This is a genomic window from Nocardia sp. NPDC005998, assembly GCF_040614395.1.
In the GTDB taxonomy this organism is placed as follows: domain Bacteria; phylum Actinomycetota; class Actinomycetes; order Mycobacteriales; family Mycobacteriaceae; genus Nocardia.
In genome coordinates this window covers 80,475-106,059 of record NZ_JBEXUI010000012.1, presented here as the reverse complement: position 1 = coordinate 106,059, position 25,585 = coordinate 80,475, and the positions used below count along the sequence as shown (strand labels likewise).

The 25,585-nt window shown below is 65.3% G+C and carries 23 protein-coding genes and 1 pseudogene; 9 read left to right on the top strand and 15 right to left on the bottom strand.

The genetic code is table 11. The features are described 5' to 3' along the window. Together ABZ293_RS18745 and ABZ293_RS18740 are read right to left on the bottom strand one after the other, a co-directional pair. On the bottom strand, nt 1-1,662 hold the full coding sequence (locus tag ABZ293_RS18745) for an alpha/beta fold hydrolase (protein ID WP_355182314.1): 1,662 nt from the start codon (nt 1,660-1,662) through the stop codon (nt 1-3). A gap of 528 nt (nt 1,663-2,190) precedes the next feature. Continuing rightward, nucleotides 2,191-3,102, bottom strand: coding sequence for an alpha/beta hydrolase (locus tag ABZ293_RS18740; RefSeq protein ID WP_355182135.1), 912 nt, complete (start codon nt 3,100-3,102; stop codon nt 2,191-2,193). 379 nt (nt 3,103-3,481) lie between these two features. Here ABZ293_RS18740 and ABZ293_RS18735 point away from each other — a divergent pair, with 379 nt between their 5' ends. Both ABZ293_RS18735 and ABZ293_RS18730 read left to right on the top strand, forming a co-directional pair. Further along, entirely contained in the window at nt 3,482-3,643 is a 162-nt protein-coding gene (locus ABZ293_RS18735) for a hypothetical protein (RefSeq protein WP_355182133.1), read from the top strand. Further along, a complete protein-coding gene (locus ABZ293_RS18730) occupies nt 3,640-5,322 on the top strand; it encodes an FAD-dependent oxidoreductase (protein ID WP_355182131.1) in 1,683 nt (560 codons plus the stop codon). The genes ABZ293_RS18735 and ABZ293_RS18730 overlap by 4 nt, the downstream gene beginning before the upstream one ends. Before the next feature lie 77 nt (nt 5,323-5,399). On the opposite strand, the gene ABZ293_RS18725 is transcribed toward ABZ293_RS18730, so the two are convergent. Together ABZ293_RS18725 and ABZ293_RS18720 are read right to left on the bottom strand one after the other, a co-directional pair. Continuing rightward, the gene (locus ABZ293_RS18725; protein WP_355182129.1) at nt 5,400-5,840 is read right to left on the bottom strand and encodes an ester cyclase; all 441 of its coding nucleotides are present in this window, start codon (nt 5,838-5,840) and stop codon (nt 5,400-5,402) included. A 215-nt stretch (nt 5,841-6,055) separates the two neighbouring features. Beyond that, on the bottom strand, nt 6,056-6,727 hold the full coding sequence (locus ABZ293_RS18720; protein ID WP_355182127.1) for a TetR family transcriptional regulator: 672 nt from the start codon (nt 6,725-6,727) through the stop codon (nt 6,056-6,058). A 116-nt stretch (nt 6,728-6,843) separates the two neighbouring features. On the opposite strand from ABZ293_RS18720, the gene ABZ293_RS18715 reads away from it, so the two are divergent. Further along, a complete protein-coding gene (locus tag ABZ293_RS18715; protein ID WP_355182125.1) occupies nt 6,844-7,704 on the top strand; it encodes an SDR family oxidoreductase in 861 nt (286 codons plus the stop codon). A 228-nt stretch (nt 7,705-7,932) separates the two neighbouring features. On the opposite strand, the gene ABZ293_RS18710 is transcribed toward ABZ293_RS18715, so the two are convergent. Both ABZ293_RS18710 and ABZ293_RS18705 read right to left on the bottom strand, forming a co-directional pair. Continuing rightward, nucleotides 7,933-9,201, bottom strand: a complete 1,269-nt coding sequence (locus tag ABZ293_RS18710) for an MFS transporter (RefSeq protein ID WP_355182123.1) — start codon at nt 9,199-9,201, stop codon at nt 7,933-7,935. Nucleotides 9,202-9,211: 10 nt separating this feature from the next. Beyond that, the gene (locus tag ABZ293_RS18705; RefSeq protein WP_355182121.1) at nt 9,212-9,439 is read right to left on the bottom strand and encodes a hypothetical protein; all 228 of its coding nucleotides are present in this window, start codon (nt 9,437-9,439) and stop codon (nt 9,212-9,214) included. Nucleotides 9,440-9,992: 553 nt separating this feature from the next. Here ABZ293_RS18705 and ABZ293_RS18700 point away from each other — a divergent pair. Next, a complete protein-coding gene (locus ABZ293_RS18700; RefSeq protein WP_355182119.1) occupies nt 9,993-10,493 on the top strand; it encodes a hypothetical protein in 501 nt (166 codons plus the stop codon). 17 nt (nt 10,494-10,510) lie between these two features. On the opposite strand, the gene ABZ293_RS18695 is transcribed toward ABZ293_RS18700, so the two are convergent. The 3 genes and pseudogenes from ABZ293_RS18695 to ABZ293_RS18685 form a co-directional block, all read right to left on the bottom strand. Continuing rightward, on the bottom strand, nt 10,511-11,125 hold the full coding sequence (locus ABZ293_RS18695) for a hypothetical protein (protein WP_355182117.1): 615 nt from the start codon (nt 11,123-11,125) through the stop codon (nt 10,511-10,513). Between the two features lie 537 nt (nt 11,126-11,662). Further along, a pseudogene (locus tag ABZ293_RS18690) lies at nt 11,663-11,865 on the bottom strand (IS701 family transposase); the annotation flags it as partial. 119 nt (nt 11,866-11,984) lie between these two features. Then, complete coding sequence (locus tag ABZ293_RS18685) at nt 11,985-13,115, bottom strand: MFS transporter (RefSeq protein WP_355182115.1); 1,131 nt, start codon at nt 13,113-13,115, stop codon at nt 11,985-11,987. A gap of 126 nt (nt 13,116-13,241) precedes the next feature. Here ABZ293_RS18685 and ABZ293_RS18680 point away from each other — a divergent pair, with 126 nt between their 5' ends. Both ABZ293_RS18680 and ABZ293_RS18675 read left to right on the top strand, forming a co-directional pair. Further along, nucleotides 13,242-13,799: an NADPH-dependent FMN reductase gene (locus ABZ293_RS18680; RefSeq protein ID WP_355182113.1), complete on the top strand. Its 558-nt coding sequence runs from the start codon at nt 13,242-13,244 to the stop codon at nt 13,797-13,799. Nucleotides 13,800-13,833: 34 nt separating this feature from the next. After that, the gene (locus tag ABZ293_RS18675; RefSeq protein WP_355182111.1) at nt 13,834-14,478 is read left to right on the top strand and encodes a TetR/AcrR family transcriptional regulator; all 645 of its coding nucleotides are present in this window, start codon (nt 13,834-13,836) and stop codon (nt 14,476-14,478) included. A 422-nt stretch (nt 14,479-14,900) separates the two neighbouring features. Here the strand turns inward: ABZ293_RS18675 and ABZ293_RS18670 are convergent, their stop codons facing one another. The 5 genes from ABZ293_RS18670 to ABZ293_RS18650 all read right to left on the bottom strand — a co-directional run bounded on the left by ABZ293_RS18670 (nt 14,901) and on the right by ABZ293_RS18650 (nt 20,897). Further along, nucleotides 14,901-15,689 carry a hypothetical protein gene (locus ABZ293_RS18670; RefSeq protein WP_355182109.1) on the bottom strand — a complete coding sequence of 263 codons (789 nt, stop codon included), beginning with the start codon at nt 15,687-15,689 and terminating at the stop codon, nt 14,901-14,903. Then, nucleotides 15,686-16,411, bottom strand: a complete 726-nt coding sequence (locus ABZ293_RS18665; protein ID WP_355182107.1) for a hypothetical protein — start codon at nt 16,409-16,411, stop codon at nt 15,686-15,688. Before ABZ293_RS18665 ends, ABZ293_RS18670 begins: the two co-directional genes overlap by 4 nt. A gap of 139 nt (nt 16,412-16,550) precedes the next feature. Then, nucleotides 16,551-18,902 carry an arylsulfatase gene (locus tag ABZ293_RS18660; RefSeq protein WP_355182105.1) on the bottom strand — a complete coding sequence of 784 codons (2,352 nt, stop codon included), beginning with the start codon at nt 18,900-18,902 and terminating at the stop codon, nt 16,551-16,553. Nucleotides 18,903-19,089: 187 nt separating this feature from the next. Further along, a complete protein-coding gene (locus ABZ293_RS18655; protein WP_355182103.1) occupies nt 19,090-20,508 on the bottom strand; it encodes an MFS transporter in 1,419 nt (472 codons plus the stop codon). After that, on the bottom strand, nt 20,505-20,897 hold the full coding sequence (locus ABZ293_RS18650; protein WP_355182101.1) for an SDR family NAD(P)-dependent oxidoreductase: 393 nt from the start codon (nt 20,895-20,897) through the stop codon (nt 20,505-20,507). Before ABZ293_RS18650 ends, ABZ293_RS18655 begins: the two co-directional genes overlap by 4 nt. A gap of 89 nt (nt 20,898-20,986) precedes the next feature. Between ABZ293_RS18650 and ABZ293_RS18645 the strand changes: the two genes are divergently transcribed. The 3 genes from ABZ293_RS18645 (at nt 20,987) to ABZ293_RS18635 (ending at nt 22,289) form a co-directional block, all read left to right on the top strand. Beyond that, on the top strand, nt 20,987-21,121 hold the full coding sequence (locus ABZ293_RS18645; RefSeq protein WP_355182099.1) for a hypothetical protein: 135 nt from the start codon (nt 20,987-20,989) through the stop codon (nt 21,119-21,121). Between the two features lie 96 nt (nt 21,122-21,217). Then, nucleotides 21,218-21,562: a DUF202 domain-containing protein gene (locus tag ABZ293_RS18640; RefSeq protein WP_355182312.1), complete on the top strand. Its 345-nt coding sequence runs from the start codon at nt 21,218-21,220 to the stop codon at nt 21,560-21,562. 547 nt (nt 21,563-22,109) lie between these two features. Continuing rightward, a complete protein-coding gene (locus ABZ293_RS18635; protein ID WP_355182097.1) occupies nt 22,110-22,289 on the top strand; it encodes a hypothetical protein in 180 nt (59 codons plus the stop codon). Between the two features lie 35 nt (nt 22,290-22,324). Here ABZ293_RS18635 and ABZ293_RS18630 read toward each other — a convergent pair whose 3' ends face one another. Further along, the gene (locus ABZ293_RS18630) at nt 22,325-25,564 is read right to left on the bottom strand and encodes a protein kinase (protein WP_355182095.1); all 3,240 of its coding nucleotides are present in this window, start codon (nt 25,562-25,564) and stop codon (nt 22,325-22,327) included. Nucleotides 25,565-25,585: the final 21 nt, after the last annotated feature.

The window sequence follows — 25,585 nt, the reverse complement described above, 5'->3', positions numbered from 1 at the left end:
TCAGCGTGCGAGCACGTATTTTCCGGGCGCCGGATCCAGCGGCGGCAGTTCCGGGCAGCCGAGCCCGGCGGGCGCGTCACGCTGTGGCCCGCTGCGTTCGGCGAGCCAGAGCACGAAATCGGGCCACCACGAATCCCGCTGCTGTGGTGCCGAATTCACCCACCTGCCGGGATCGGCGTCGTCGGTGGGCCCGATCCGATAGGCGGCCTTGGGATTTCCCGGCGGGTTCACCAGGGCGGCAATGTGGCCGCTGGTGGACAACACGAACCGCTGATCCTTGCTGCCCAGCAGCCGCGCGCTGCGATAGCACGCCTGCCAGGGAGAGATGTGGTCGGTCAATCCGGCGACCACGTAGCTGTCCGCGGTCACCCGCGACAGATCGACCGGCGTGCCGAGCATGCTCACAGAGTTCGGGACGGTCAGCGCGTTGTGCACGCCGAGCAAGACCATGTCGCGGTGCAGCGTCGCGGTCATCCGGGTGGTGTCGGCGTTCCAGAACAGCACGTCGAACGGGGCGGGCTGACGTCCCTGCAGGTAGTTGTTGACCCAGTACCGCCACACCAGATCGTTGGGCCGCAGCCAGGCGAACATCTCGGCCAGCGCCCGGCCGTCCAGGTACCCTTTGCGCGCCGACATCGCGATCGCCATTTTGGCGGTCTCCTCGTCGAGGGTGGCCGCGGCGAATCCGGCGTGGCTCTCGTCCAGCACCGTCACCATGAGCGTCAACCCGGCCAGCCGATGGTCCTGCCCGATCTCGGTGAGGTGGGCTGCGGTCATGGCTGCGAGAATGCCGCCGGAGCAGGAGGCCTGCAGATGGGTGCGCTCGCTGCCGGTGATGCGCTGCACGGCGGCCAGCGCGTCGAGGATGGCTTGCCCGTAGCTGTCGAATCCCCACTCGCGCTGCGCGGCGGTGGGGTTGCGCCAGGAGATGGCGAATACCTGCTGCCCCTGCGTGAGGAAGTACTCGATCATGCTGCGACCCGGTGCGATATCCATCACGTAGAACTTGTTGATCACCGGCGGCACCATGAGCAGCGGAACGGTGCGCACCTTTTCGGTGCGCGGCGCGTACTGGATGAGGTCGAAGACATCGGTGCGCAGCACGACCGATCCCGGGGTGACGGCGAGGTTCTCGCCGACGGCGAACGCGTCCGGCTCCACCATCGCCGGAATTCGTGGCGCACCGGCCATATCGGTGACAAAATGCTGCAGCCCGCGTAGGGCGCTGAGCCCGCCGGTATCGATGAGCGCCTTCCAGCCCAGCGGGTTGAGCAGCGGATTGTTACTCGGAGCCAGTGCATCGACCGCGTTGTCGACCACGAAACGCATCCACTGGTCGTCGCGCCAGTCCAAGTGAGCGTCGGTCAGCATGGTCTCTGCGGTCTCGCCCGCGGCCAGATACACCTGCATGGCGCGTTTCAGCAGTGGATTGCTCTGCCAGGCGGGATCGGCGAACCGCTTATCCGGCTTGGCCGGGGCGACCTGCGAGCGTCCACGCGCGATGTCCACCAATTCCTGGCCCAACGCCGAGACCCGTTTCCCGACCGAGCGCGGACGGCGGGCCAGGTGCACCGCAAGCCGGCTCCAGGAGTTGTTGGGCAGCAGGCGGCGGCCGATGCCAATGGCCGAACTGGTCAGCAGCAAATCGAGCGGGGCGGCCATCTCGTCGGCCGCTGTCAATTCCTCGGCGTGTTCGGAATAGGTCACCATGTGCTCATTCTCCTGCGATTCGGAAGCTCCGTACTTCGATTGGGCTCCTCGATTTCTTCATGGTTTGTCCTGGCAAGATCGGAGTCGATGTGGTGGCGAACAATCTCGCCGCCGCGATGGTGTACGGCAGGACACCGCCGCGCGGGTGGGTGTCGGCTAGCTGGCCTGGCGACAGTGCCCAGCCCAGGGTTACAGCAACAGCCGGTGTACTTCGAAGGCGAAGCACAGTTCGGCCAGATCTCGTGGACGTGAGAGCGACCGGCCGGTGCGCTCTTCGATGCGGTGCAGCCGGTAGCTAAAGGGTAGGCCGGTAGCGAACGCGCGCTCTTGTCTCGAGTGGACGAAGAACGACATCGTGATTGTCTTCCGCACAGTGACCGCCGTCTCCGCGAACGCCGAGGTCAGGTCTACTCGGGACACAGCACCGCTGGGCTGTACCAAATGGCACACCAGCTGTTCGAAGACCAGATCGGCATCCTTTCATCGATGGGGTTGGATCGATTCGACGAATTCGACGATGGCGCGGGCCAGTGCCGCCGGTTGTTCCTCGGCCGGCCAATGCCCAGCGTCGGGGATCTCGGTGGTGCGCACGTCGGCGACTCCGACGTCGCGCAGGCCCTGCGCGACGGTGTCTGCGAGAGTGGCGTGTGAGAACTCGCTGAACGCGAGCAAGATCGGCACGTCGAGCTGCTCGGTGGCGCGCTCGTTGTCGGCGATGTCGAGCGGCAGCGCGCGAAACATCTTGAACCCAGCGGTAAGTCGGTTCGTGTCCCGATAGCCCGATACGTAGGTGGCGATATCGGTGTCGTCGACAGCGTTCGGGTGCGCGGCGAAGCGGTCGATGAATCGGCGGAAGTATTCGCGCTGATTGCCCTGGATCAGCTTCTCGGCAGTGAAGCGGCCGCGGGCGCTGTCGCTGTGGAATCCGAGATGCCAGTAGGCCAGCGAGCGTGTGACGTCCTCCCAGCCGGCGATACCGGGCAGTGCCGTGTCGACGCTGACGAATCCCCGGACGGCGGCGGGATACCGTCGCGCATAGGCGTAACCGACCAGCGCACCCATGTCGTGGCCCACCAGGAAGACCTGTCCCAGTCCCAGATCATCCAGTGCGGCACGTACATTCGCCGCCATTGTCACCTTGTCGAACGCGTGTGGCTGGGGTGCGGACCGGCCCACTCCCGGCAGATCCAGCGCGACCGCGGAACAGACCTCGTCGAGGAGCGGAAGCACTCGACGCCACGCATAGGACGTTTGCGGCCAGCCGTGCAGGAACACAGTCGAATGCGCTCCGTGGCCACTGCGCTGCCAACCCAGCCGCGGCCCGGGCTCGGCGGGCTGCGACGCGCCATCAGCCGACCCCGCGGGGGCATCCCTGGCGTATGCGTCGTGCATGCAGTCCTCCTCGGTCCAGCCACGCGTGGGACCGTCCGACGATCCGTGTACTGGACCGCGGATCGTCGATTCCATGATCCAGCGGGGCGACCGGGGCGTCCCTACCGCAAACAGGTGAGGAACTCGGCCGGATCGCACGAATTTGTGATGTGCGGCCGCGATGAGCGGAGCAGGATGGATATCTGGCGGCGGCCTCGGCGAAAGGGCGGTGTCCGCTGGCTCGGCCTGTCGGCAGCCAATTCCGGGTCCAGCTCGCGAATACTCGCAACACCTTGCCGTCACGCGAATAGGTGAGAGATCTCCGCGCCGGAGAATGACAGCCTGGTCGGACCGGTCGGCGATGACCCCGCTGACCGGGAGTCCCACGAAGGGAAGCAACATGACCTCGTCCGAGCTCGGCTACGGGACCGCCCCCAGCAGTGTGCTGCGCGCCCCCAAGATCTACCCGGACGCCGCGCACGGATTCCTGTTCCAGTATGCCCGCGAATTCGCCGCCGATATCAGCGGATTCCTCGGCGACAACGAGCGGTCCGCCTCGTGAACCCGGCCGAGCCTGCGCGTGACCCCGAAGGGGAGGGCTTCCCCGTGCTGTCCGGCGACCAGCTCGAGCGGTTGCGGGGATACGGGGAAGCAGAGGTCGTGCACCGGGGCGATGTGCTGTACGGGACCGGCCAGGTGGCCTACGACTTCATCGTGCTCACCACCGCATCGGTGCAGATCGTCAGGGAGGCGACCGCGGATCTTCCCGAAGCGGTGGTGGTCTCGTGCACACCGGGTCAGTTCCTGGGCGAGCTGAACCTGCTCACCGGGCAGTCGGTGTATCTGACCGCACGCGCCACCGAGGCGGGCTCGATCATCCGGATCAACCCGGCCGCGTTCCGCCGCCTGATGGACAAGGACACCGAGCTATCCGACCTCATCCTCACAGCCTTCCTCGCCCGCCGCAGCGAGCTCCAGTCCGGCGCCGGCGCGCTCAGCGTGCGCATGCTCGGCAGCGCGCTGTCACGTGAGTCGCTGGCGCTGCGCTCCTGGGCGGCGCACGCACGCATCGCCTACACCTGGTTCGATATCGATAGTGCCGCCGGCGCGGCGCTCGCGCGGGCGGCCGGCATCGCCGTGGAGCGGCTACCTGCGGCGCTGACGCCATCGGGGGTCATCACCGACGCGAACCCGGCACTGGTCTCCGAAGCCCTCGGCCTCGCGTATTCGGCCGAATACGAATCGGACTCGGCCGCAACGGATCTGATCATCGTCGGTGCCGGGCCCGCAGGTCTGGCCGCGGCGGTCTACGGCGCCTCCGAAGGGTTGCGGACGGTAGTGTTCGATGCGGTCGGAGTCGGTGGTCAGGCCAGTGCCAGCTCCCGCATCGAGAACTATCTCGGGTTCGAGCACGGCATCAGCGGCGCGGAACTCACCGGCCGCGCGATGGTGCAGGCGCAGAAATTCGGTGCGCGCCTGAACAGTCCGTGCGCTGTGGTCTCGGTGCGGCGCGTCGGCGCGCTGTTCGAGGTGACGCTATCCGACGGCGCCGTCGCATCCTCGCGGGCGGTCATTCTCGCCGGCGGGGTGCGGTACCGGTCGCTGGAGCTGCCCCGCTGGACGGAGTTCGAGGGGCGTGGAATCTACTACGCGGCCACCGAAATCGAGGCCCGCACCTGTTCCTGTCTGCCCGTGGCGGTGATCGGCGGTGCGAACTCGGCCGGACAAGCCGCTCTGTTCCTGGCCGGCCGAGGTTGCGCCGTCACCCTCGTGGTCCGGTCGGGGGATCTGTACGCCGGGATGTCGAGCTATCTGGCCCACCGCGTCGAGGCCGACCCCGCGATCGATGTCCGGCTCGAAACCGAGGTCATCGCTCTGCACGGCGGTGATCGATTGGAAGCGATCGCCGTGTCCGGCGAGGATTCGCCGGAACAGCACCGGCTCCCGTGTGCCGGTCTGTTCTGCTTCATCGGAGCCGACCCGGAAACCTCCTGGCTGTCGGATATCCGCCTCGACTCCCACAGATTCGTGCTCACGGATGTCGCACTGGGCCCCGACACAGCAGACGACATGTGGGACAAGCTCGGTCGTGGTCCGTTGCCGTTCGAGACGAGCGTGCCGGGGATCTTCGCGGTCGGCGACGTGCGCGCCGGATCGATGAAGCGCATCGCCGCGGCCGTCGGCGACGGCTCCGCTTGCATCCGCTCGGTGCACGAGTTCATCGGCCTCGCGGGACTGTAGCCGCGAACCCGGGCGCATCGAGTCGGTCGCCGCGGCCGCCGTCACCGAGCTCATCGTCCTGGCGGCCGAAAAGCCGCCTACGAGGCGCGCAACTGCTCGAGCGCCGTCGCCCAATTCTCGATGTGGTAGCCCGTGGCGAGCTTTCCGTCGCGGACGGTGAACACGTCGATGGCCATCGTCCGGAAGGACTTGCCGGTGGGGGCAGCCCCCCAGAACTCGGCCACCGGCGTACCGGTCGCCTCGCCGCGCACGACCATCAGATCGTCGACCACGTGAATGGCGACGACCTCCCATGTCAGATCTGGCACGGTCTTCCCCATGGCCTCGAACACCTCGGCCAGTTGGTCGCGGGTCAGGAAATCCTGGTTCGTGTGGTACGACCGGTAGTCGTCGTTGCAGGCCTCGGCCAACAGCGCTGCGACGTCCTTCTCTGCCGGCCTGTTCAACGCCGCGTAGAGCGGGGCGGAGATCTTTCGTGCCTGCTCCACGGTCATTACCGATTCGTCGCTCTTGGTCATGGAAAGCGCTCCTTGTCACCAGCATTACCCGATCCGAGCCGTGCGGCCCCGGAGAATCGACAGCCTGCCCGATCCGCCGCGGCAGCGGCACCACACGTTCAGGTGAGGCCGTCGAACAGTCCGCCCCGGTGCAGATGCCCTCGATTGTCAGCTCGATCGGCGCGCCAACCTGTCGAGTTCGTGGCGAGCGGCAGCACCCGATCGCGGCAAGGCCATCAGCCGTCGAGGTAGTCCCGGCCCGCGTGCATGCCGGTCAGCAGTGCGGTGAGGATGCGGGTGAGCTTCGGTTCGACATCGACCACGGCGTGCGCGAGTTCGGGGCGGGATTCGTAGAGCGCGCGCAATCCGGTGCCGGGCGCGGCCATCTGCCACAGCGCTCCGGCCATGCTGGTTGCCGTGGAGACGACGTCGATGGCCGCAAGTTCACTGATGCCGAGTAGCTGTCCCAATGTGGTTGTCAGCGAAGCGACTTCAGCCAGGACGTCGGTCTTGAATGTGTAGGCGGCTTCGAGTGAGACGTTGCGTTCCAGGTTCATCGGCGCCTGGGCGAGCAGGTCGCAGAACAGCGGCCGTGCCACGAGGGATTGGGCGAGTGTGGATGCGATCGTTCCGGGGCTCGGGTCGCTGAGGTCGGCCAGTTCGGTCCGGACCGCGCCCGACCACTCCCGCCAGCCTTCGGCGGTGAGCGCCAGGAAGATCTGCTCGCGGGTCTCGAAGTAGCGCAGCATGGCGGATTTGTGCATGCCGACGGCCGCGGCGATATCGGTGAGAGTGACCTCTCGCACGCTGTGCTCGCTGCCCAGTCTTCGCGCAGCGTCGAGAATCGCCTGTTCGCGTTGCTGTTTGGCGGCGGCGCTGCGAGCGCGCAGGGGAGAGGTCGGGCTCATGACCCACACGATAGCGCAACACTGTTGCGCTATTAACGAAACGGTGTTGTACTAACTAAGTGATTCGGAGGCTCGCTTCCTCCGACCGCCTCATCACCGACTACGAAGGAGTGACGATGTCCAACCGCACCATCGTGATCACCGGAACCTCGAGCGGCTTCGGACGGCTGAGCGTCGAACGTTTCGCCGCGGCCGGATGGAATGTTGTGGCGACGGTCCGCAAACACTCGGACCTGAACGTGCACAAGGGAATCGACAACGTCGCGACCCTGCTGCTCGACGTGAACGACGAAGACGCCGACCTGGCGTTCGGAGAGCTCGCGCTCGCTCGATTCGGCCGCATCGACGCCGTGGTCAACAACGCCGGCTACTACCAGGCCGGTCCATTGGAGGCCACGACGATGGACCAGGTGCACCGACAGTTCCAAACCAACGTCTTCGGGCTCATCGCCCTGAACAAGGCGTTCATCCCCATCCTGCGCAAGCAGGGATCCGGCGTCATCGTCAATGTCGGCTCGATCAGCGCCGACCAGGGATATCCGTACACCTCCGTTTATGAGGCGTCCAAGGCCGCGGTCGTATCACTGAGCGAGGGATTGCACACCGAACTTTCCGAATTCGGTGTCGTGGTCAAGGCTCTGCTGCCCGGCAGCATGAATACGCGGATCTTCGACAAGGTCGACCGAGCCCAGGAAGTCCCGGACGAATACCTCGATTCGATGAGCCGGTTCGCGTCGCTGAACCTGGTCCGCTCCGACCCGGCCATTACCGCCGACGTCATCTTCCGCATGGTCACCGACGGCAAGACCGGTAAGGTCCGTTACTACAGCGGTCCCGACGGCGAGGCAATCCCACGCGTCAAGCAACTCCTCGGTCAGGACTGGTATTGGGAAGAGTTCAGCACGGCCACCCGCGGCGAGGCGACCCCGCTGTGGCAGGCAATGATGCCGCAACCGGTCGCCGCCGAAAAGCGATAGCCGGTCCGGTCGACCGACCGGGTAGGGCGCTCGGGTCGATCGTCTTGCGGTCGGCCCGAGCAGCATGATGAGCGAACTGTATTCGAACGCCGCCGAAATGCTGAAGAGCTTTCTGCGCGACATCGTCGAACACGTGGATCTGAAATAGCGCTGCCGGGCCCCTGTGTATGCGCAGCAATCGGCTATGGCGTTCGCGGTGACAACGTGTTCGAGCTCATCTCGGCCGCACTAGACGGCGGCGTCGGGGTTGGGTGGTGTGTGTACCCGAGCTGCGACGCCGGTGGCTACCAAGCAAGCGGCCGCGCCGACCAGCAGGGCGGCGCGTGGGCCTGACGAGTCGGTGATCCAGCCGGAAATGACGCTGCCGATGGGGGTTGTGCCGAGATAGACGAAGACCCACAGGGCCATGATCCGGCCTCGGTAGCTGGGGTCCGAATGTAATTGCAGCGCAGTCGATGCCATGGTGACGAAGCTGAACGCGGTGAAGCCGGTCAGTGCCAGTGCCGCGCAGGCGGTCGGCAGGTTCGGTGCGGCTGCGGTGACGGTGAGGGCGGCGGCGAAGGTTGCTGACGTTGCGACCAGGTATGTTCGGCGCGGGTGGCGGATCAGGCCGACGGCGAGTGATCCGGCGACCGATCCGATGCTGAGCATTGTCGACATCAACCCGTAGGTGCCGCCGGTGCCGTGAAATGTACGCTCGGCGAAAACCGGGAGTATGACTGGAAAATTGAAGGCCAGCAGGCCGACGAGGGCCATCATTGTCAGTGGCAGCCAAAGTTGTTGACGGGTACGGGCGTAACGCAGTGCGGACACCACCCCGCCTGTTTTCCCGGGGGCCGCCGCGGTGGCCGCGAGCGGCCGGATCGCCAGCAGCGCTGCGACAACGGCGAGGTAGGAGATCCCGTTCAGTGCGAAACACGGCGTGGTCCCGACCGATGCGATCAGCACCCCGGCGACCGCGGGCCCGACGACGCGGGCGCTGTTCATCACGACACCGTTGACGCTGGCCGCGCTGGCGAGATCCGCGGGCGGGACGAGCTGCGCGACGAAGGCCTGGCGCGCAGGGGAGTCGACGATCTGCACCAACCCGCCCGCCACGGTTACCGCGATGACCAGCGGCACACCGGGCCGCCCGGTCACCGCGGCCACCCACAGCAACGCCGCCAGCAGTCCGTAGGTGATCTGGGTGCCGATCAGCAACCGGCGCAGATCGACCCGATCGGCGACCACTCCGCCCCACGGTCCGAGTAGCAGCGACGGCACCCCGCCCGCTGCCAGCACCATGCCCAGCGAGGCCGGTGAGCCGGTCAACTGCAGCACCAGCCAGCCGATCGCGGTCGCCTGCACGAATGTTCCACTGGCAGAAGCGATCTGGCCCGCAAAATACCAGCGGAACGGTTTCGACCGCAGGGCCCGGAACGCGTTCGCTCGGGCAGCTGGTCGAAGAGTCGGTGCTGCGGCAGCTTCGGGCACCACCGTCAATGCGTCACGATCCATGCGAAACGTATCAGTCTCGCGGGGCCTGGGCCAGGACGCCGACCGTTGGTGCGACCGCGGCTTCGGCCGCGTTGGTGTGGTCGACCACCGGTTTGAAGATCGGCGAATCCTGCACGCCGGCAATGGTTTTGCGGCCCGTCTCCGGTGCCATCTGGTGTAGGGAGGGCGGCTCCGAAGTTGCGTCCGCGAATGCCCGGGCCGCGGGCTCCAGCGAGATGCCGTGCGGATTGCCCGCCATGGGTCGCCTTCCTTTCGTCGCGCCGATGTGCGCGCAGCGCGAGCACGCGCTCCAGTCTTCGCGGTATGGGCGGGCGGCGGCCCCACTTCTTGGGCCACGAATCCCTGAAAACGGGACACCGGCCGATCAGTTGGCGTGACTGTCCCTTTCGGATGCTGGGTCGGGATCAATCCGGTCGGCCTGGCGGCAACGTAGCAAGCGGGACCTCGGTGATCTCGTGTAGGCGGGCGCATAGGGAATCGCTTCACCGTGAGCCCACGCGCGGACCTGGGAGGCCGATAACGCCTGTTGGTCTCGGGCCTTGCCGCGGGCTTGCTTCTTGCGCCTCTGGGGACAGGAAAGTTCCGCCCGAATCCCCGATCCGGGCGGGGATCTTTCGCCGTGCAAAGCGAATCTGCTGCCCTGTCGCTGATTTCGGGGTCGATGTGCTGAAACGGCGGTCGATTTTCTGTGAAAGCCCCCTCGACAGATCTTTTGCGATTGTGCCGTATCGTGATAGTTTTTCTCTATGGTCAACTAGACCAAAATCTCGCTATTCATCGAGGGAGATTCCGTGTCCAGGGCTGTGAAGGTTGCCGCCGCAAGGGTTTGCGGGGTAATTCTCGGGATGGTTGCATGCCTGTTCGGGGTGGGCACCGGGCACGCCGACGATGCGCCCGGCCCGGTACTGGTCGGTGACACAGAGTATTTCGCTTTGGGCGATTGGAACTGCTCGATCGGTGCGGATGGCGTGGTGGGATGCGACCTCGCAGTCCCGGCTTCGTCTATGGACGTGCTGTATGCCGGAATGCAGATGTCGTTGCCGAATGTGTCTGCCATCATCATCGATTCGGTTACGTGGCCGGCGCATCCGCAGTGGAACGCCAACCGCAGTCACACGCTGCCGGGCGGAAATCCATTATTGCCGCGCCTTACACCCGAGAACTACCACGATCCACAGTATTCGGTCACCTATGCCGGAGCGAACTGCCAGATCACCTTTCAAGGTGCGGCAGTGTGTACCTCGATGGGGCACGGGTTCAGCCAATGGGGACCAGTGCCGCATGGCTACTGATCCCCATGAATCACTGGCTACCGGTACCAGACACCGGAATCCCAGTCACCGTAGTCCCAGACGTTGAAATCGTAGCGACCATGTGCACCTCCGAAGAGGTAACCCCACCAACCAGCCGAGGTATCGCAGATCTGGTCGTCGTGGTTGCACACGGTCAACACCGGGAAATCGCCGAACCAATCGTCGACACCGGCCAGTGGATAACCGATGATCCCGCTCCCGGGTGTCGACGACAATCCGGCCCATCCGGGCCCGGCGGCTCGCTTGGGATCCGACAGAAGAATGGCATTGGCATTGCCGACATCCTGGTGTGCGGTGACCCAGGCGTGGGCGATACCCGCGCCCTCGCTGTGCCCGATCAATCTGATGTGGTCGCCCGGGCATTGGCTGCGATGCACCCAGAACAGCCGGTCGAGTTCGTTCAACCCCGACATCGGGTCGGCGGAGTTGTATCCGACAGGCTGATTCACAAATGGGATGAACACCGACGAGGTGTTGTCCCCGAGACCGCCGATGCCGATGGCCCAGTCGCCAGTACAGTCATCGGCGTGCGCGTGCGGGATCGTCGCGTATGTGATGGAAAGGAGGATGGCCAACAGTAATGCGGCGAAGAGCGCCGTTGCTCTACGCATGGTCGTACTTCATTCATTTTCGTGCCTCCGGGTCCGGCCCGGCTTGCACGACTTGTACCCAGAAATTGCTGGCGTTCTTGTTTTCTGGCGAAACAGTTACATCGGCCATGGATTCGTTTGCCGTAACGCAATGTCCGAGGCCATCATCCGGAATAGGGCACCACTGGCCCTGCCTCGACCCGAGCGAGGTCCGCATCGGATTTCGCGAAACCCTCTGGCCCAGGGGAGGAGTCGCGTAACCGGAGATTCGCACACACTCCCGGCCCCGCGCCGCGCCTCCGACGTCACTGGCATCGATCAAGACAGACAAACCCAGCGCTCGGGAACCACTCGTGGTGCACCGCGGCGATGTTCGGGGTTAGTACTGCAACGACACTCAGGTGAGTGGGTGGCCGCGGCGTCGGTGGTGGGATGGGCGGGCTTGGTGTTGTCGGCGCCGTCGCCATCTCGACCATGCCCAGATGTGGTCGGCACGGTGGTGGCGGGTGAGCACGAAGGCGATGAGCAGGCGACGGACTTCCGGTAGCGTCAGAGCGATCATGTCTTCGCCTGTGTCGGCGAGTACCCCTTTGCGGCAAGGGTTTTCGATGCGGCCGGCCGGGCCGGGGCGAGCATGGACAAGGTGATGTGGGCATACCAGGCGCGCCAGGTGCGGACCTGGTAGTGATCGAGCCCGGCCTCGTTCTTGGCCTGAGGAATGCTTCTTCGAAGTGCCAGCGGGATCCGGCGGTCCAGACCAGGTCGATCAGCCGGGCCGAGTGTGATCCGTAGCAGAGAACGAATCCAACTCCGCCACAACCTGATCCAACACCACACACCAGATTTACCAGCACCAACTCACGTATGTGTCGTTGCAGTACTAGGTGAGCAGCACGGTAGCGATGGCGGGTCCGATTGCTCCGCCTAGCTGGTAGGCAAGGGTGTAGAGGCTGAGAGCAGTTCGGTGGTGCAGTGGTGGCGTGGCTTCGGTGATGCGGGTTGCATACCAGGCCATTCCAGCGCTGGATGCGAAGACTGCGAGGGCTGTCGAGCACGCGTAGACGGCCGGAGTCGCGATGGATATCGGCAGCGCTGCGGCGACAGCCGCAACCGCGGGTAGGCCGATGCCTACCGTGGCGGCCGGTAGTTGCTGGGCGAATCGTGTGAACAGCAGCGCCAAGGCTGCGCCGCAAGTGAGGGTGAGCAGGGTCGTGAGACCGATCCGGTCCGGTGACCATTGGGTGCGCAGTAGGTGCGGAATGGTGTACAGCAGAACGAAGTACACCGTCGACAGCGTGCACGCGGCGAAGCTGCCGGTGATCCACCGTCGGGAACGTAGGACCGCCTGGGGGACGAACCCGTTGCCGTTGCGGACGATATGGACGGCCAGGGCGATGGCAAGGGCGGTCGTGGTGCCGATCGCCGTCAGTGGTGCTCGCGGGATGAGCACGACCGCGGTGACGAACCCGAGAACGAGCGCGATACCGAGATGATCACGGGGTAGCGCCTCGGAGATTTGGGTGCGCGGCAGGCGTCGCAACAGTGATGGCACGGCCAGCGTCGCTACCGCGGCCAGGATGAGCGGAAGCCGCCACGACAGCGCCGACAGAACAGAGCCCGTCAGGGGGCCGAAGGCGCCGACGAGGCCGACGCTCGCGGTAATCGCTCCGGTGCGCCGGGTCGTGCCGGCAATGCTGATCGCGATGGTGACCAGCCCGCCACTACCAGCGGCGCCTATCGACCGCCCGACCAGCAGGACAGGCAGCGCTGGAGCGGCGGCAACCAGCGCTGCCCCGAGCAGGACGAGTGCGGTATTGATCGCGATGGCTGTGCGCAGGCCACGGGTCTGTAGCAACGATGTGGTCAGGGGCGTGCCGATGAGGACCCCCCATCCGAAGGCAGTGCCGACCCAGGTGGCGGCCGACACGTTCACGCCCAGGTCGTCGGCGAGGTAGGCGGTCACCGTGGTGGCGCTGTTGGCGCTGAGCGCTGTCGGTGTCGCAAGCGCCACAAGCAGAAGGATCGGTAACGGTGCAGTCCGAGTAAGGGAGGTGGTCACACCTATCAATGTAAACCACGTAGTGCAATAGATGCACTGTGTGGTTTACTTTAATGGTCGATGACGATGGAGGCTGACATGACGAAACAGCTCGAGGTCCTTGCCATTTCCGGGAGCTTGCGGGCGGGTTCCTACAACACGGCGTTGTTGCGTGCGGCTGCCCGCATCGACTGCGGCATGTTCGCGATCCGGCCCGAAACCCAGCTAGGCCGGCTCCCGCTGTACAACCAAGACCTGGACACCGATCCTGCGCCGGGCCCGGTCATCGCGCTCCGGGAACGCGTAGCCGCGGCGGATGCGTTGTTGATCGCGACCCCCGAACACAACTCCTCGATTCCTGCGGCATTGAAGAACGCCATCGACTGGATCAGTACCGCCTCCGGTGCTCTGTTGCTGGACAAGCCAATCGCGATTGCCGGTGCATCACCGGGCCAGTTCGGGTCGATCCGGGCTCAGCAGGCCCTGCGTCAGGTCCTCGCTTCGGTCGGTGCTGATGTCGTAGCGAAACCCGACGTCGCGGTGTTTCGATCGGATACCCGGTTTACCGGGGGCGGTGCATTGACCGATCCCCGGACGACCGAGCTGCTCCGCGATCTGTTGGCGGCACTGGCCGGGAAGCTGCGGCCGCGCACTTGAACTGCGACGACGAGGGCGACGGAAAGGAATATGAATGAACGAGCTTCGGCCGCAGCGCCGCGGTAGGCCCGACAAGCGGCAGGCCATCCTGCGAGCGGCTCGGAAAGTGTTCGGCAACGAGGGCTATACACGGGCCAGCATGGAAGCGATCGCTGCCGAAGCGGCGGTATCCAAGCGCACCATCTACAACCACTTCACGGACAAGGAGCGGCTGTTTCTCGACGTCGCACTCGAGGGCGCCAACGATGTCACCGCGACCATCGCGCAGATCATGGACCGCCACCTGCGCAAGATCGTCGACCTGGAACAGGATCTGATCGACTTCTCCCTCGACCGCATTGCTGCGGTCACCGAATTCCCCGACCACTTCGCCCTCGTCCGTGTCATCGAAGCCGAGGCGAACCGCATTCCACTCCCGATCCTGCGCGCCTGGATCGAAGTCGGGCCACAGACCGCACATCTACGCCTCGCCCCATACCTACGCAAGATCGCCGACCGCGGCTTGCTGCGCATCGACGACGCCAACACGGCCGCAGCTCATCTAACCTTGCTGACCATCACCGATGTCAACAACCAAACCTTCTACGGCGCAAGGCCTCTGCCTGACGAAGAAATCCGAGAAACCGTCACGGCCGGCGTTCGCGCGTTCATCCGCGCATACCACCCACACGGCTCGTGAACCGGCCGGCGAACGGACCACGTCCTGAGGCGGGGCATTACTCGAGTGCGGGAACGTCCGGTAATGGCGATGTGCAGATCGGCGAAGCGGCTTCGCGCTGTGTGGAACGAGATCGCTGGTCGTGTCCGACGGTACGAGCTCGGATCTGATGGCGACTTCGCCTGGCAGCGCCGGACGTAACCAGGACGCGGGGCGGTGAGCCATGAAAGAGCTCACCACCCCCGCCGGTCTTACTGAACTCACCTAAAGGCGGGTGAGTTCCGGTGCGCTAGAGATGATGTCGCCACCTCGCATCCCGCGCTGATCGGACTGGATCCCGCAATCGTCCCGAAGATCTAAATGCGGTGGCTATACCGCCTGCGGTCCACCACGCACCGGCATCATCCCCGGCATTGGTTCGCCGGGGATGATGCCGTCTGTCATCAGCGTGCCGAACCGGAGGACGACCCGGTGCGGATGCCGCTTGCCGACCCGCTCGGCAGCCGCAGGTTGGCGTCGGGGACGACTACGCCATCCGGCATTTCCACCCCGTCACGGTCGGCGTAAGCACTCTGTCCGGGCGCCGCCTGGAGTGTCGAGAGGTACTTCCACAGGCCGCCGGCCAGCGCGATGCCGCCGCCGGCCAGCGTGCCGGCCACCCCGCCCGCGGCGGCGAAAGCCAGTGCGGCCGCTGGGATGGTTGCGACGCAGGCCGGCCCGACGATGAGGCACGATGCGGCGCCGATCGCAGCGCCGACCACGGCGCCGACCACGGTCCCCACCACTGTTCCGAGCAGCGGGCCGCGACTGAGCGAGTCGGCCAGTTCGGTCAGGGCGCGCTGGTCCTCCAACGGTGATGCGACGGTTCGCGGCGCAAGCTCGACATGGCTCACATCGGGTTGCAGCGTCAGGGTGCGCCCGTCGTCGGAGATCGACTCCGCAAGAGGATGAACCGCACCGTCGATCGAATAGGCCATCGGCAGCGAATCCAGCACTTGACCTGTGGAGTCGCGCAGTTCGACCTGGTCACGACTCGCCGCGACAGCGAAGTGGGCGTTGTCGACCGTGGTCATCACACGGTCGCCCACGACCTCGATGCGGTAGTGCACCGATGGCGACGGCGGTGCGTCGGCGATTGCGGGCGGTGCGGCGATCCCGGTAGCGACGACGGCCGTCAGGACACCTAGCCACGCACGCTGCGAGACCGGGTGCGCATCGTTTCGCGCGATCATTGCGTGGCTCCCGGTGTGGCGGAGGGAGATTCGGCATGAGCATGCAGGTCCGGTGCGTACTTGCTGGTTCCGGGCGGGGCGTTGAGTGTGGTGAGGTACTGGTACACCGCGATCGCCGCCGTCGGACCGCCGCCGACGACCAGGCCCGCCATCCCGCCGACGCCGCCGGCGAGGGCGACGATGGGCAGCACGGCAACAACGCATCCCAGGCTCAGCACCAGACAGGACGCGCCGGCGAGCGCGACGCCGACGCCCACGCCGAGAACCGCTCCGACGGCCGTGCCGAGCAGGCTTCCCACCGACGTGCCGATGCTGACAGCATTGATGAGGTCGTTCATCGCGAGCTGATTCTCGACCGGTGACGCAACGGGTTTCAATTCGTCGCGTCGAATCGCGGCGACGTCCGGGGTCAACGTGAGAGTGTGACCGTCGGCGGCGATCTGGTGCCGGACCGGTAGCGTTTGATCGTCGATTCGGACCCGCAATGGCAGCGAGTCCAGGACGCGTCCCGCGTTATTGGAGATCGAGACCGCGCTGCCATCCTCCGACAGCGCGAAGGTCCCGTTCTCCAGGACCGTGACCACCGATTGGTCGGTTGTCAGTTGTGTCCGGTACGACACCTCAGGGGAGACGTCGGTCGGCGCGGCTGTCGCGGTCGCTGCTGTCAGCACGACGCCGGCGACTGTCGAGGCGGCCGCGAATGCTGACCATCGTATTCTCATTGTTTTTTCCTCACCTTGGATTGAAAGGTCCACAAAGGCGGGCGCCGCGGCGGTCGTAACCGCGCCGCCCGCCGCCCCCGTGGGGGTGGACCTGATGCACGGGTGCGAACGCGCACCCGTGACGTTCAGCGCACGGCGACTATTGCCGGGCCATGGCCGCGCGTATTTCGCTTGCGGTATCGGTGATCGAAGTACCGGAAATGTCGACGGTCACGCTGTGCAAGGCGCCGGTGAATCGGAACGGCGCCTGGTACTCCGACGTCACCACCGACCCCGGGTTGGCGCCGCAGCGCAGGCCGCCCGGGTTGAAGATGATCGGCGTGGTGACCGGGAAATCGGCCTGGCCGACAAGGCGGTCGTCGAGGTACAGCAACGCACGGCCGGGCGCGCCCTTGCCCTGCATGAAGTCGGGGAGTCCGGTGGGTTGGAACTCGAAGCCGAGCCGGTGGCGCCCGGCCGGAATCGCTTCCTCGGAGGACACGGTGAACCAGGACCGGCGCACATAGTTGTGCACGTAGTGCAGTCGGCCGTGCTGCAGGTAGAACGACCAACCCCCGGTGTAGCCGCCCTCGCACAGCAGCACTCCCTCCGCTCCGTCGGTGGGGATGGTCACCTCAGCGGTGATAGTGTGCGGCCGGTTGAACAGTCGGGGTGCGACCGCTGCGGGCAGCATCTGGGTATCGGGCCGGAGGGTGTACCGGGTGCGGTTCTCGGTGAGTTGAGGTCGCTCGTCCAACAGCCGGGCCATCGCTCTGCCGTCGATGGGAAGGACCTGGTACTTCTCGGCCTCGTCGTACCACAGCCGGATCAGCTCGGCGAGCTTGTCGGGGTGCTGGGCGGCCACATCGTAGTTCTCGGCGAAGTCCTCGGCCACGTGGTACAGCTCCCAGTGGCTGGCATCCAGGTCCGCGAGGTCCTGGGCCATGATCGGGGTGCCGAATGGTCGCTCGGACTCGGCGAAAGATGGCCCCGGCCAAGGGCATACCGCTCGCCAGCCGTCGTGATCGATCGCGCGGTGGCCGAGCATCTCGAAGTACTGGGTGTGGCGACGGGTCGGCGCGGCGGGATCATCGAGGGTGTGGGCGAAGCTGACGCCGTGCAGCGGGGTTTGTGCCACACCGTTGATCGATTCCGGCGGCTCGATGTCGAGCAGCTCGAGCAGGGTGGGCATGATGTCGATCAAATGTGCGTACTGGGTGCGCACCTCGCCGCGAGCCGCGATGCCGCGCGGCCAGTGGATCAGGAACGGGTCGCTGGTGCCGCCGCGGTAGGTCTCACGCTTCCACCGCCGGAACGGGGTATTGCCGGCCCAGGTCCAGCCCCACGGATAGTGGTTGAAGGTGTCGGGGCCGCCGAGTTCGTCGATGTCCCTGAGGCTGTCTTCCAGCGGCTCTTGCGCGTTGTTGAAGAACTGCAGTTCGTTGGTCGTGCCGGTGACACCGCCCTCCGAGCTGGCGCCATTATCGGAAACCACGGCGACGATGGTGTTGTCGAATTCGCCGATTTCCTTCAGGAAGTCCAGCACGCGGCCGATGTGGTGGTCGGTGTGGGTGAGGAAGCCGGCGTACACCTCCATCATCCGGGCTGCCAGTCGGCGCGCGTCGGGACTCAGTGAGTTCCACTCCGGCACATCGGGATCGCGTTCGGACAGCTCGGCATCGGCGGGGATGACGCCCATCTGCTTCTGCCGGTTGAACACCATTTCCCGATAGGCCTCCCAGCCCTCGTCGAATCGGCCCTTGTAGCGGTCGGCCCACTCCCTGGGCACATGGTGTGGAGCATGGGCGGCGGCGGGACAGAAGTAGAGGAAGAACGGCTTATCCGGTGCCGCCTGTTTGGCGTCGGCGACGAACTGAATTGCCTTGTCCGCCAAGTCTTCGCTCAGGTGGTAGCCCTCTTCGGGAGTGCGTTCCGGCTCGATCTGGTGGTTGTCGTGGACCAGATCCGGGTACCACTGGCTGGTGTCGCCGCCGAGGAAGCCGTAGAAGCGTTCGAAGCCGCGTCCCAGCGGCCAGCGGTTGTAGGGGCCGGCGGGCGATTCTTGGTCGGCGGGTGTCAGGTGCCACTTGCCGATCGCGTAGGTGTTGTAACCGCGCGCTAGCAGCATCTCCGAGAGAAACCCATTGGAGAACGGGATGTTTCCGTCGTATCCGGGGTAACCGGTGGAGAACTCGGTGACCGCTGCCATCCCGTTGGCGTGATGATTGCGTCCGGTGATGATGCACGAGCGCGACGGTGAGCACAGCGCGGTGGTGTGCATATTGCTGTAGAGCAGGCCATCTGCAGCTAGCTCATCGAGGCGGGGCGTCTCGATCGGGCTGCCGTAACACCCCAATTGTCCGTAGCCGACGTCGTCGAACACGATCAGCACCACGTTCGGTGCGCCCGCGGCGGCGCGGACCGGTCTCGGCCAGGCGGGACTGGATTGGTCGATGGTGGGTCCGACCGTTCCCGTAAAGGCGGTGCCAGGGGTGTACTCGTTCAATGCCATGCATTGCTCCTCTGCTCAGCGCTGGCGAAAGCGCTGTCTATCTGGGTTCTTTGCGCGATTAGCGCGTCAGGTCGGGGAAGACTGCGGGTGTGGGGTCGGCCAGTGGGCCGAGCGGCAGACCGTCGTTCAGAGCCGATCGCTTCTTCCGGCCGGACCGGGTGCTGACGATCGCTGCGACTGTCCGGCGTCAGTTCCCGTCGGCTGGGACCGCGCTCTCGGGGGCGGCAAGTTCATCGGACCGTTCGAGGGAGCCGCTCGTGGACTCCCCGAGGAACGCCATGACCATGGCGAGGATGAACATCAGGGCAGCGATGAAGTAGAAGACCGCGGGGATTCCGAAGTGATCCAGAATCGCTGTGATGGCGAATGCGCCGAGGATATTGCCGAGCCGGGCCGAGGCGCTGGCCCAGCCCGAGCCTATCGATCGGAACCGGGTGGGGAAGATCTCGGCCGAATACGTCTGCGTGAGCGGTACGACTACCTGGAACAGGACCTGGAGCACGCAACCGATTCCCAGGACGTAGGCGGTGGAATTTCCCGCGGTGAACAGCAACGCGACTATGCCCAACACTGTGCCGATGACGGCGAGGGAATGCTTGCGCTGCCAACGATCGGTCACCATGGTGCTTGCGAAGAATCCCAGCACGCCGACGGTGGTGACGACAGCGGTGATAAGTGTCGATTGACCGAGGTCATACCCCTTCAGTTTCAGCAGCGTCGACAGCCATCCGGTGAACCCGAAGTAGGCGACCACACCGAGAATCCATAACGCGCAGGCGACGACGAATCGTTTGCCGTATCCCTCCCGGAAGAGGGTGCGAATCCCGCTGCCGCGATTTTCTGTCGACGTGGAGGTCGCAATCGGGGCGGGTACCGATGCAGGCAGGGGTGTGATCGTGTGCCCGGCCGCGCGCACCGCATCCTCGATGCCGGTCATTATCGAATCGGCGCGGGCAAGGTCCGCGCGGGACTCGAGCCAGCGCGGTGACTCCGGTAGATACCGAAGGAAGGGACCCACCAGCAACAGCCCCAGCCCACCGAGGATGTACAGCGCGCGCCATCCCCATTCAAAGTTGGGTATCAGGGCGAATGCGAGCCACGCGAGCAACGTCGGACCGATTCCGGCGATGGTGATCACCCACGCGATGGCGCGACCACGCACCCGGCCGGGGACGAGTTCTGCCAGCAGGACCGCACCGACCACCGTCATCCCCTGATACCCGATTCCGATGAGGAACCTCAGGAGCACGAACGACTCGGGTGTCGAGGCTGCCGCGTTGAACAACGACGGCGCCGAAAACAGCAGCAGGCAGGCGACGAGTGTCGGTTTGCGGCCGAACCGCCCGGCCGCCCATCCACCGGCGAACGCTCCGATGAACGCACCGACGCCGGTGGCGGCGGTGATGGCGCCGACATCACGCACGGTGAATCCAAGGTGCTCGATCAGTGCCGGCGCGCTGAACGCGAACGTATAGAGGTCGATGAGCTCGAACATGAAAGCGCCGATCATCAGGGCGCAGACCATGTGATGCCAGCGGCAGATAGGCAGACGTTCGAGCCGATCGGATACCGAAACCCGCAAGGGCTGAGGGGAAACCGATGTCACTGCACACTCATTCGGTGACGGCGCCGAGCTTCGTCGCGACCCACCGGCGGGGTGGCCCGGGACAGCGTGTATCCGATGTGGGCTTGCGCGGCGACCGTTGCAGATCGCGGTGCCTCCGATTCCGTGCGGCTCGAGTTCCACGCGCAGCGCCCGGCCATCTGCTTTGTGTCGGAGATGTCGACCCAGCTGGTGCGGACCGCACGCCCGGGGGATCGCACCGCGTCGGTCGTGTCGAGGAGGCCGGCCTCATTGATGTCGTACAGGGCGAGGGACGCGCCGCGGGCGGCGCGCAGTATGGCGAGTTCGCTCCCGATTCCGCTGCCAGCGCCGGTGGTGGCCACGACCTGGGCGGATAGATCCGCTTTGGTTCGCGGAGGTAACGTGATCATGGTCACAAGCTAGCGTCGACGTGCACGAGAGCGCTTGTGAGCGCATGCCAATGTGTGTGTGACTCGTTGTTAGCCCACGACAAACGTGGGTGGATTCGCCCGGCACGGAAATCGAATGGCTGTCGGGTCGGAGCATCGACACCGAGACGCTGAAGCAGCGCGTCGCGCTGGCGCTGCTGCCCATTTTGCCCGGCCGGACACAGTCCTGGCCCACGGAATTGTGACGTGACGACAATCGGGGCATCGAACTTTGGTGCGGAGCGCCGTGAGAATGGGACCTGGGTCTCCTAACGTGACGTGACGTGGCAGATACGACTCCCATCGAACCCGATTCGCGACCGGATGAGCGCTTCACACTCGCCAGTGAGCGGACCTTTCTGGCCTGGATTCGAACCTCGCTCGGTCTACTCGCCGGTGGGATCGCAATGGTGCACCTGGTTCCCGAATTCAGCACTGGGTCGGTGCGTGCCCTGCTCGGTACCGTGCTGATCCTGTTGGCGGTCGCCGCGCCGGTCGCCGGCCTGCGCAGGTGGCTGCAGGTGCGGCAAGCCCTGGAATCCGGTGCCGACATGCCCGATGCGCGCGACCTGTGGGTTCTCGCCATCGGCAGCACCGCTGTCGCGACGTTCGCCGGTGTCGTCACGGTCGCCGGCGCTCTACATTGATCCGCCGCGTCCGGGCGCGAGCGCCCTCGGTGCACGATCCAGATTGCTGCACGCCTGTGACGTCGTGGGCGGTAGTGGTGCAGACGCCCGGGATCCGGCGCCAAGCGGTCGAGGTTCGGACTCCACCTGTCTCGACCGTCGATGCAACGACTTGGTGGCAGATCCGCGCGTGGCTCGATCGCTGCGCTTCTGACTACCTACAGCGGCGGCGTCGCCCAGGTGCTGCCCCTTGGACTATCCACGCTTCTGCGGCCCGTCGCAGCGCAGTCGGGATTCAGCGGTCGGGCCACGGCCCCTGCGCAGGCAGAAAGAAACACGTATGCGGGTTAGGTAGTTTTCCGGTCGCTGATCGTGCTCGCGGAAAGAAGGCTGCAGGCGACAGGCCAGGATTTATCTCTCGAGGACACTCATGAATCCACAGCATCGACAGCGTGCGGTTCACGATGCGCGCCGTTCGTCGGCGAAGCGGCCACCGCCACTACGTGGGCCGGCCCAGGAGGCGAGCCCCGTCGGGGGAGCGGGGTTCCCGACGCACGGTGATGTGCACTTGCGCATCTGGCTGGGCGAAATGGCCTTCGACTATCGAGCCGGCGTTGCCGCGGCATACAACCTGATCCGTGATTGCCAGCAAAACCACTGGTGCGCAATCGAATTGATGCTCAATACCGCCGAGGAAGGCCTGCCCGAAACCCGCTTGCCGAACGAACGATTGTTTCTCGGCGCGTGACTGTACGGGCGAAATGCGTATAACCGCCGAAAGATTCACAGTTCGGATTGCTCGGCGGCCCACGCCACGATCTGGGTGCGCGAGGTGAAGCCCAGTTTGGTCAGGATATGTTCCACGTGTCCCTCGGCGGTGCGCTGCGAAATTACCAGCTGGGCGGCGATTGCCTTGTTCGTCAGACCTCGAGCGACGAGATCAGCGACCTGGCGCTCACGCTTGGTCAAATTCCCTGCCGGAGCACGGACCGGCGCGGCTTCGGATTCGTCGCCGAGCGCGAAGTCGGCCACGGCATCGAGACTCATCGCGGCGCCTGCACGGTAGGCGCCCTCGAATGCTCGTTGTCCGAGCGCCTTGCGGCTGTTCCGAGCGCATTCCTCGTGATAGACGCGCAAATTGCGAAATATGTATGCGGAGCTGCAAGCAGCGTTGCCCAACGAGTCGGCGGCACCCATCAAGATAGCCGCGCGCCGGGCATAGTGCTGTTTGCTGGCGATCCAGGCCAGCATTTCCGTACAGGCCGCAGCGACGAGCGGATCGGCCACCAGTTCGGCCAACCGAAGACCCTCCTTCAACAATTGCTCGGCCCGGTTGGACTCGCCCTCTCGCCACTCCGCGAATCCCGTTACCCACATCGCCCACGCCCGTTCCAACGCTTCTTTGGAGGATTTGGTGATGGCGATCGTCTTCTCGAGACAGGCAATGGCCTGTGATGTGTGGCCTTGCAGTGCATGAACCCATCCGAGCAAGAACTGGGCGTCCAGCTGCAATATGAGGTCGCCGCGTGCTTCGTATATTCCTACCGCGTCGGCCAGGTTTCTGTCGGCGCGGGCCAGATCACCGTCGTCCTCGGCGAGAGCCTTGGTGCCCTCGGAATGTGCAAGCAAGGCTCTGACCCAGGGGTCCGCCGTCTGCTCGGCCAGGGTCTGGAGTTCGGTCACATAGGCTGTGGTCGCTCCTGGTTCACCCTGCATCGCGGCCATGGCAGTGGCTCCGTAGAGTGCCTTGGCTCGGTCGGCGGTCTGCACACCGGTCGTATGGGCGAGCGCGCGTTCGCACCAGTGACGTCCCTCGCTGAGCCACCCACGCCAAACCCAGAAGGGATATAGGGCGGCGACAATTCGGACCCCGCTCTCGTTCGACTCCGTCAGGCTGAATTCCAGCGCCTTCCGCAGATTCGGCAACTCCCGTTCCAGTCGGGCAACCCAGTGCGGCTGATGTGGGCTGATCCATTCCGCCTCTGCTCGGAGAGCCAATCGCTCGCACCAATCCAGGTGGCGCTGAAGGTATTCTGGGTACTCTGCGCTGTCTTCGGCTTTCTGCCTCCCGTATTCCTGGACGGTCTCGAGCATCCGGAAGCGGATGGTGCCATCGGTTTCCTCGCGGATCAGGATCGACTTGTCCACCAGCGCGGATAACGCATCGAGCAATTCCGCCTCGGTCAAGATGGTGCTGCACACCTGTTCGGCGGCGTCGAGCTCGAAACCGCCCGAGAAGACCGACAGTTGGTTCCACAGTTGCTGCTCAACCGTGGTGCACAGGTCATAGCTCCAGCCGATGCACCAGCGCAGGGTCTGCTGTCGCATCGGGGCGCCCCGGCTCCCGCGAGTCAGCAGGGCATACCGGTCGTCCAGCCGGGACAGGATCTGCTCGGGCGACATCGTCCGAAGGCGGGCTGCGGCCAGCTCGATCGCCAACGGCAACCCGTCCAGTCGGGCGCAGATCCGGGCCACGCTGAGGCTGGTGTCGTCGGTTACCGTGAAGCCCGGTACGGCCGCGGCAGCTCGTTCGGCGAACAAGGTCACAGCGTCGTACCGAGCCGCTGCTCGCAGCGTCGGCTTGCTCGTCGGATCGGGAATTCCCAACGGGGGCACCGCAAATACCGACTCCCCGCCCACGTTCAGAGCTTCGCGGCTGGTCGCCAGAATCCGTAACTGCGGGCAGGTCCGCAACAGCGACTCGGTCAGTTTCGCGACCGCATCGATCACCTGCTCGCAGTTGTCCAGCACCAGCAGCAGGCTGCGCGGGGACAACAGTTGCGCCAGCACTTCGAGTACGGGTCGCGCATCTTGGCTGCGCAGACCGAGGGCGGCGGCCACGACGTCGACCACCAATGTTGCATCCCGCAGATCACCCAACTCGACCAGCCACACATCGCCGGCGAAGTCCCGTTTCATTTTGTGGGCGACTCGCAGTGCGAGCCGTGATTTGCCGACCCCGCCGATCCCGGTGAGCGTCACCAGACGCGACCCGGCCAGCAGGTTCTTGACCTCGGCCACCTGGATCCGCCGATCGACAAAGCTGGTCAGTTCGAGCGGCAGGTTCCCCACACCTGTCTCCGGTGCAGGCACCGATGTCGCAACTGATGCACGCTCGGCTCCTATTTCGGTTTGCAGGGCCATCTCGTCGACCGCGAAACCATGATTGCGCTCTACCTGCCGCAGTTGCTCTCCCAGCGCCGCAGCGGTCGGGCGGTCCCGCGGCTCGCGCGACATCGCCGACTCGATCACCGCGCACATATCGCCCGGGATTCCCCGCTCGCGCAGATCAGGGACCGGTTGCTCGGTGATCCGCAGAAACTGCGCGACCACCTGCTCACCGCTGCGGCGCTCGAAGGGCGCGTGCCCGGTCAGGGCACAGAACAATGTCGCCCCAACCCCGTACACATCCGATGCCCGGCTCGGGGCCTCCCCACTCAGCACCTCGGCAGCGATGAACGCCGGCGAACCGGTGATCGTGCCGGTCGTCGTCTCGAACCCACCGGCGATGTGGGCGATACCGAAGTCCGTCAACGCGGGTTCGCCGTAGTCGGTGAGCAGGATGTTTCCCGGCTTGATATCGCGATGCAGAATTTCGGCCCGATGCGCCGTCTCCAGCGCACCCGCGATCTTCACCCCGAGCCGCAGCACTTCCGGCAGCGGTAACGGGCCGTCGCCGCGAATGCGCGCATCGAGCGAGCCGCGCTGGTGGTACGGCATCACCAGGTACGGGCGACCGCTTCCGGTCGCACCGACCTCGAGCATGTCGACAATATTCGGGTGCCCGGTCAGCCGCCCCATTGCACGTTGCTCGCGAAAGAAACGCTCCCGATTCTCGTCGAGTTCGCCGGTCAGCACCTTCACCGCCACCGTGCGGTCCACATCGATCTGGGTGCATCGATACACCTCCCCGAACCCGCCCCGCCCGATCTCCTCCGCGTCCGCGAAACCGGCAGCATTCAACTCCGTGACGACATCACTACCAACATCACGCTGTGTCTCGAGCGGATCGATCTCAACCATTGGCTACTCGTGAGCTACCCG

Excerpts from the sequence above, each read along its gene's own strand:
- ABZ293_RS18745 (WP_355182314.1), bottom strand. The coding sequence starts at position 1,662 with ATGGCCGCCCCGCTCGATTTGCTGCTGACCAGTTCGGCCATTGGCATC.
- ABZ293_RS18740 (WP_355182135.1), bottom strand. The coding sequence starts at position 3,102 with ATGCACGACGCATACGCCAGGGATGCCCCCGCGGGGTCGGCTGATGGC.
- ABZ293_RS18735 (WP_355182133.1), top strand. The coding sequence starts at position 3,482 with ATGACCTCGTCCGAGCTCGGCTACGGGACCGCCCCCAGCAGTGTGCTG.
- ABZ293_RS18725 (WP_355182129.1), bottom strand. The coding sequence starts at position 5,840 with ATGACCAAGAGCGACGAATCGGTAATGACCGTGGAGCAGGCACGAAAG.
- ABZ293_RS18720 (WP_355182127.1), bottom strand. The coding sequence starts at position 6,727 with ATGAGCCCGACCTCTCCCCTGCGCGCTCGCAGCGCCGCCGCCAAACAG.
- ABZ293_RS18715 (WP_355182125.1), top strand. The coding sequence starts at position 6,844 with ATGTCCAACCGCACCATCGTGATCACCGGAACCTCGAGCGGCTTCGGA.
- ABZ293_RS18710 (WP_355182123.1), bottom strand. The coding sequence starts at position 9,201 with ATGGATCGTGACGCATTGACGGTGGTGCCCGAAGCTGCCGCAGCACCG.
- ABZ293_RS18705 (WP_355182121.1), bottom strand. The coding sequence starts at position 9,439 with ATGGCGGGCAATCCGCACGGCATCTCGCTGGAGCCCGCGGCCCGGGCA.
- ABZ293_RS18695 (WP_355182117.1), bottom strand. The coding sequence starts at position 11,125 with ATGCGTAGAGCAACGGCGCTCTTCGCCGCATTACTGTTGGCCATCCTC.
- ABZ293_RS18680 (WP_355182113.1), top strand. The coding sequence starts at position 13,242 with ATGACGAAACAGCTCGAGGTCCTTGCCATTTCCGGGAGCTTGCGGGCG.
- ABZ293_RS18675 (WP_355182111.1), top strand. The coding sequence starts at position 13,834 with ATGAACGAGCTTCGGCCGCAGCGCCGCGGTAGGCCCGACAAGCGGCAG.
- ABZ293_RS18670 (WP_355182109.1), bottom strand. The coding sequence starts at position 15,689 with ATGATCGCGCGAAACGATGCGCACCCGGTCTCGCAGCGTGCGTGGCTA.
- ABZ293_RS18665 (WP_355182107.1), bottom strand. The coding sequence starts at position 16,411 with ATGAGAATACGATGGTCAGCATTCGCGGCCGCCTCGACAGTCGCCGGC.
- ABZ293_RS18660 (WP_355182105.1), bottom strand. The coding sequence starts at position 18,902 with ATGGCATTGAACGAGTACACCCCTGGCACCGCCTTTACGGGAACGGTC.
- ABZ293_RS18650 (WP_355182101.1), bottom strand. The coding sequence starts at position 20,897 with ATGATCACGTTACCTCCGCGAACCAAAGCGGATCTATCCGCCCAGGTC.
- ABZ293_RS18630 (WP_355182095.1), bottom strand. The coding sequence starts at position 25,564 with ATGGTTGAGATCGATCCGCTCGAGACACAGCGTGATGTTGGTAGTGAT.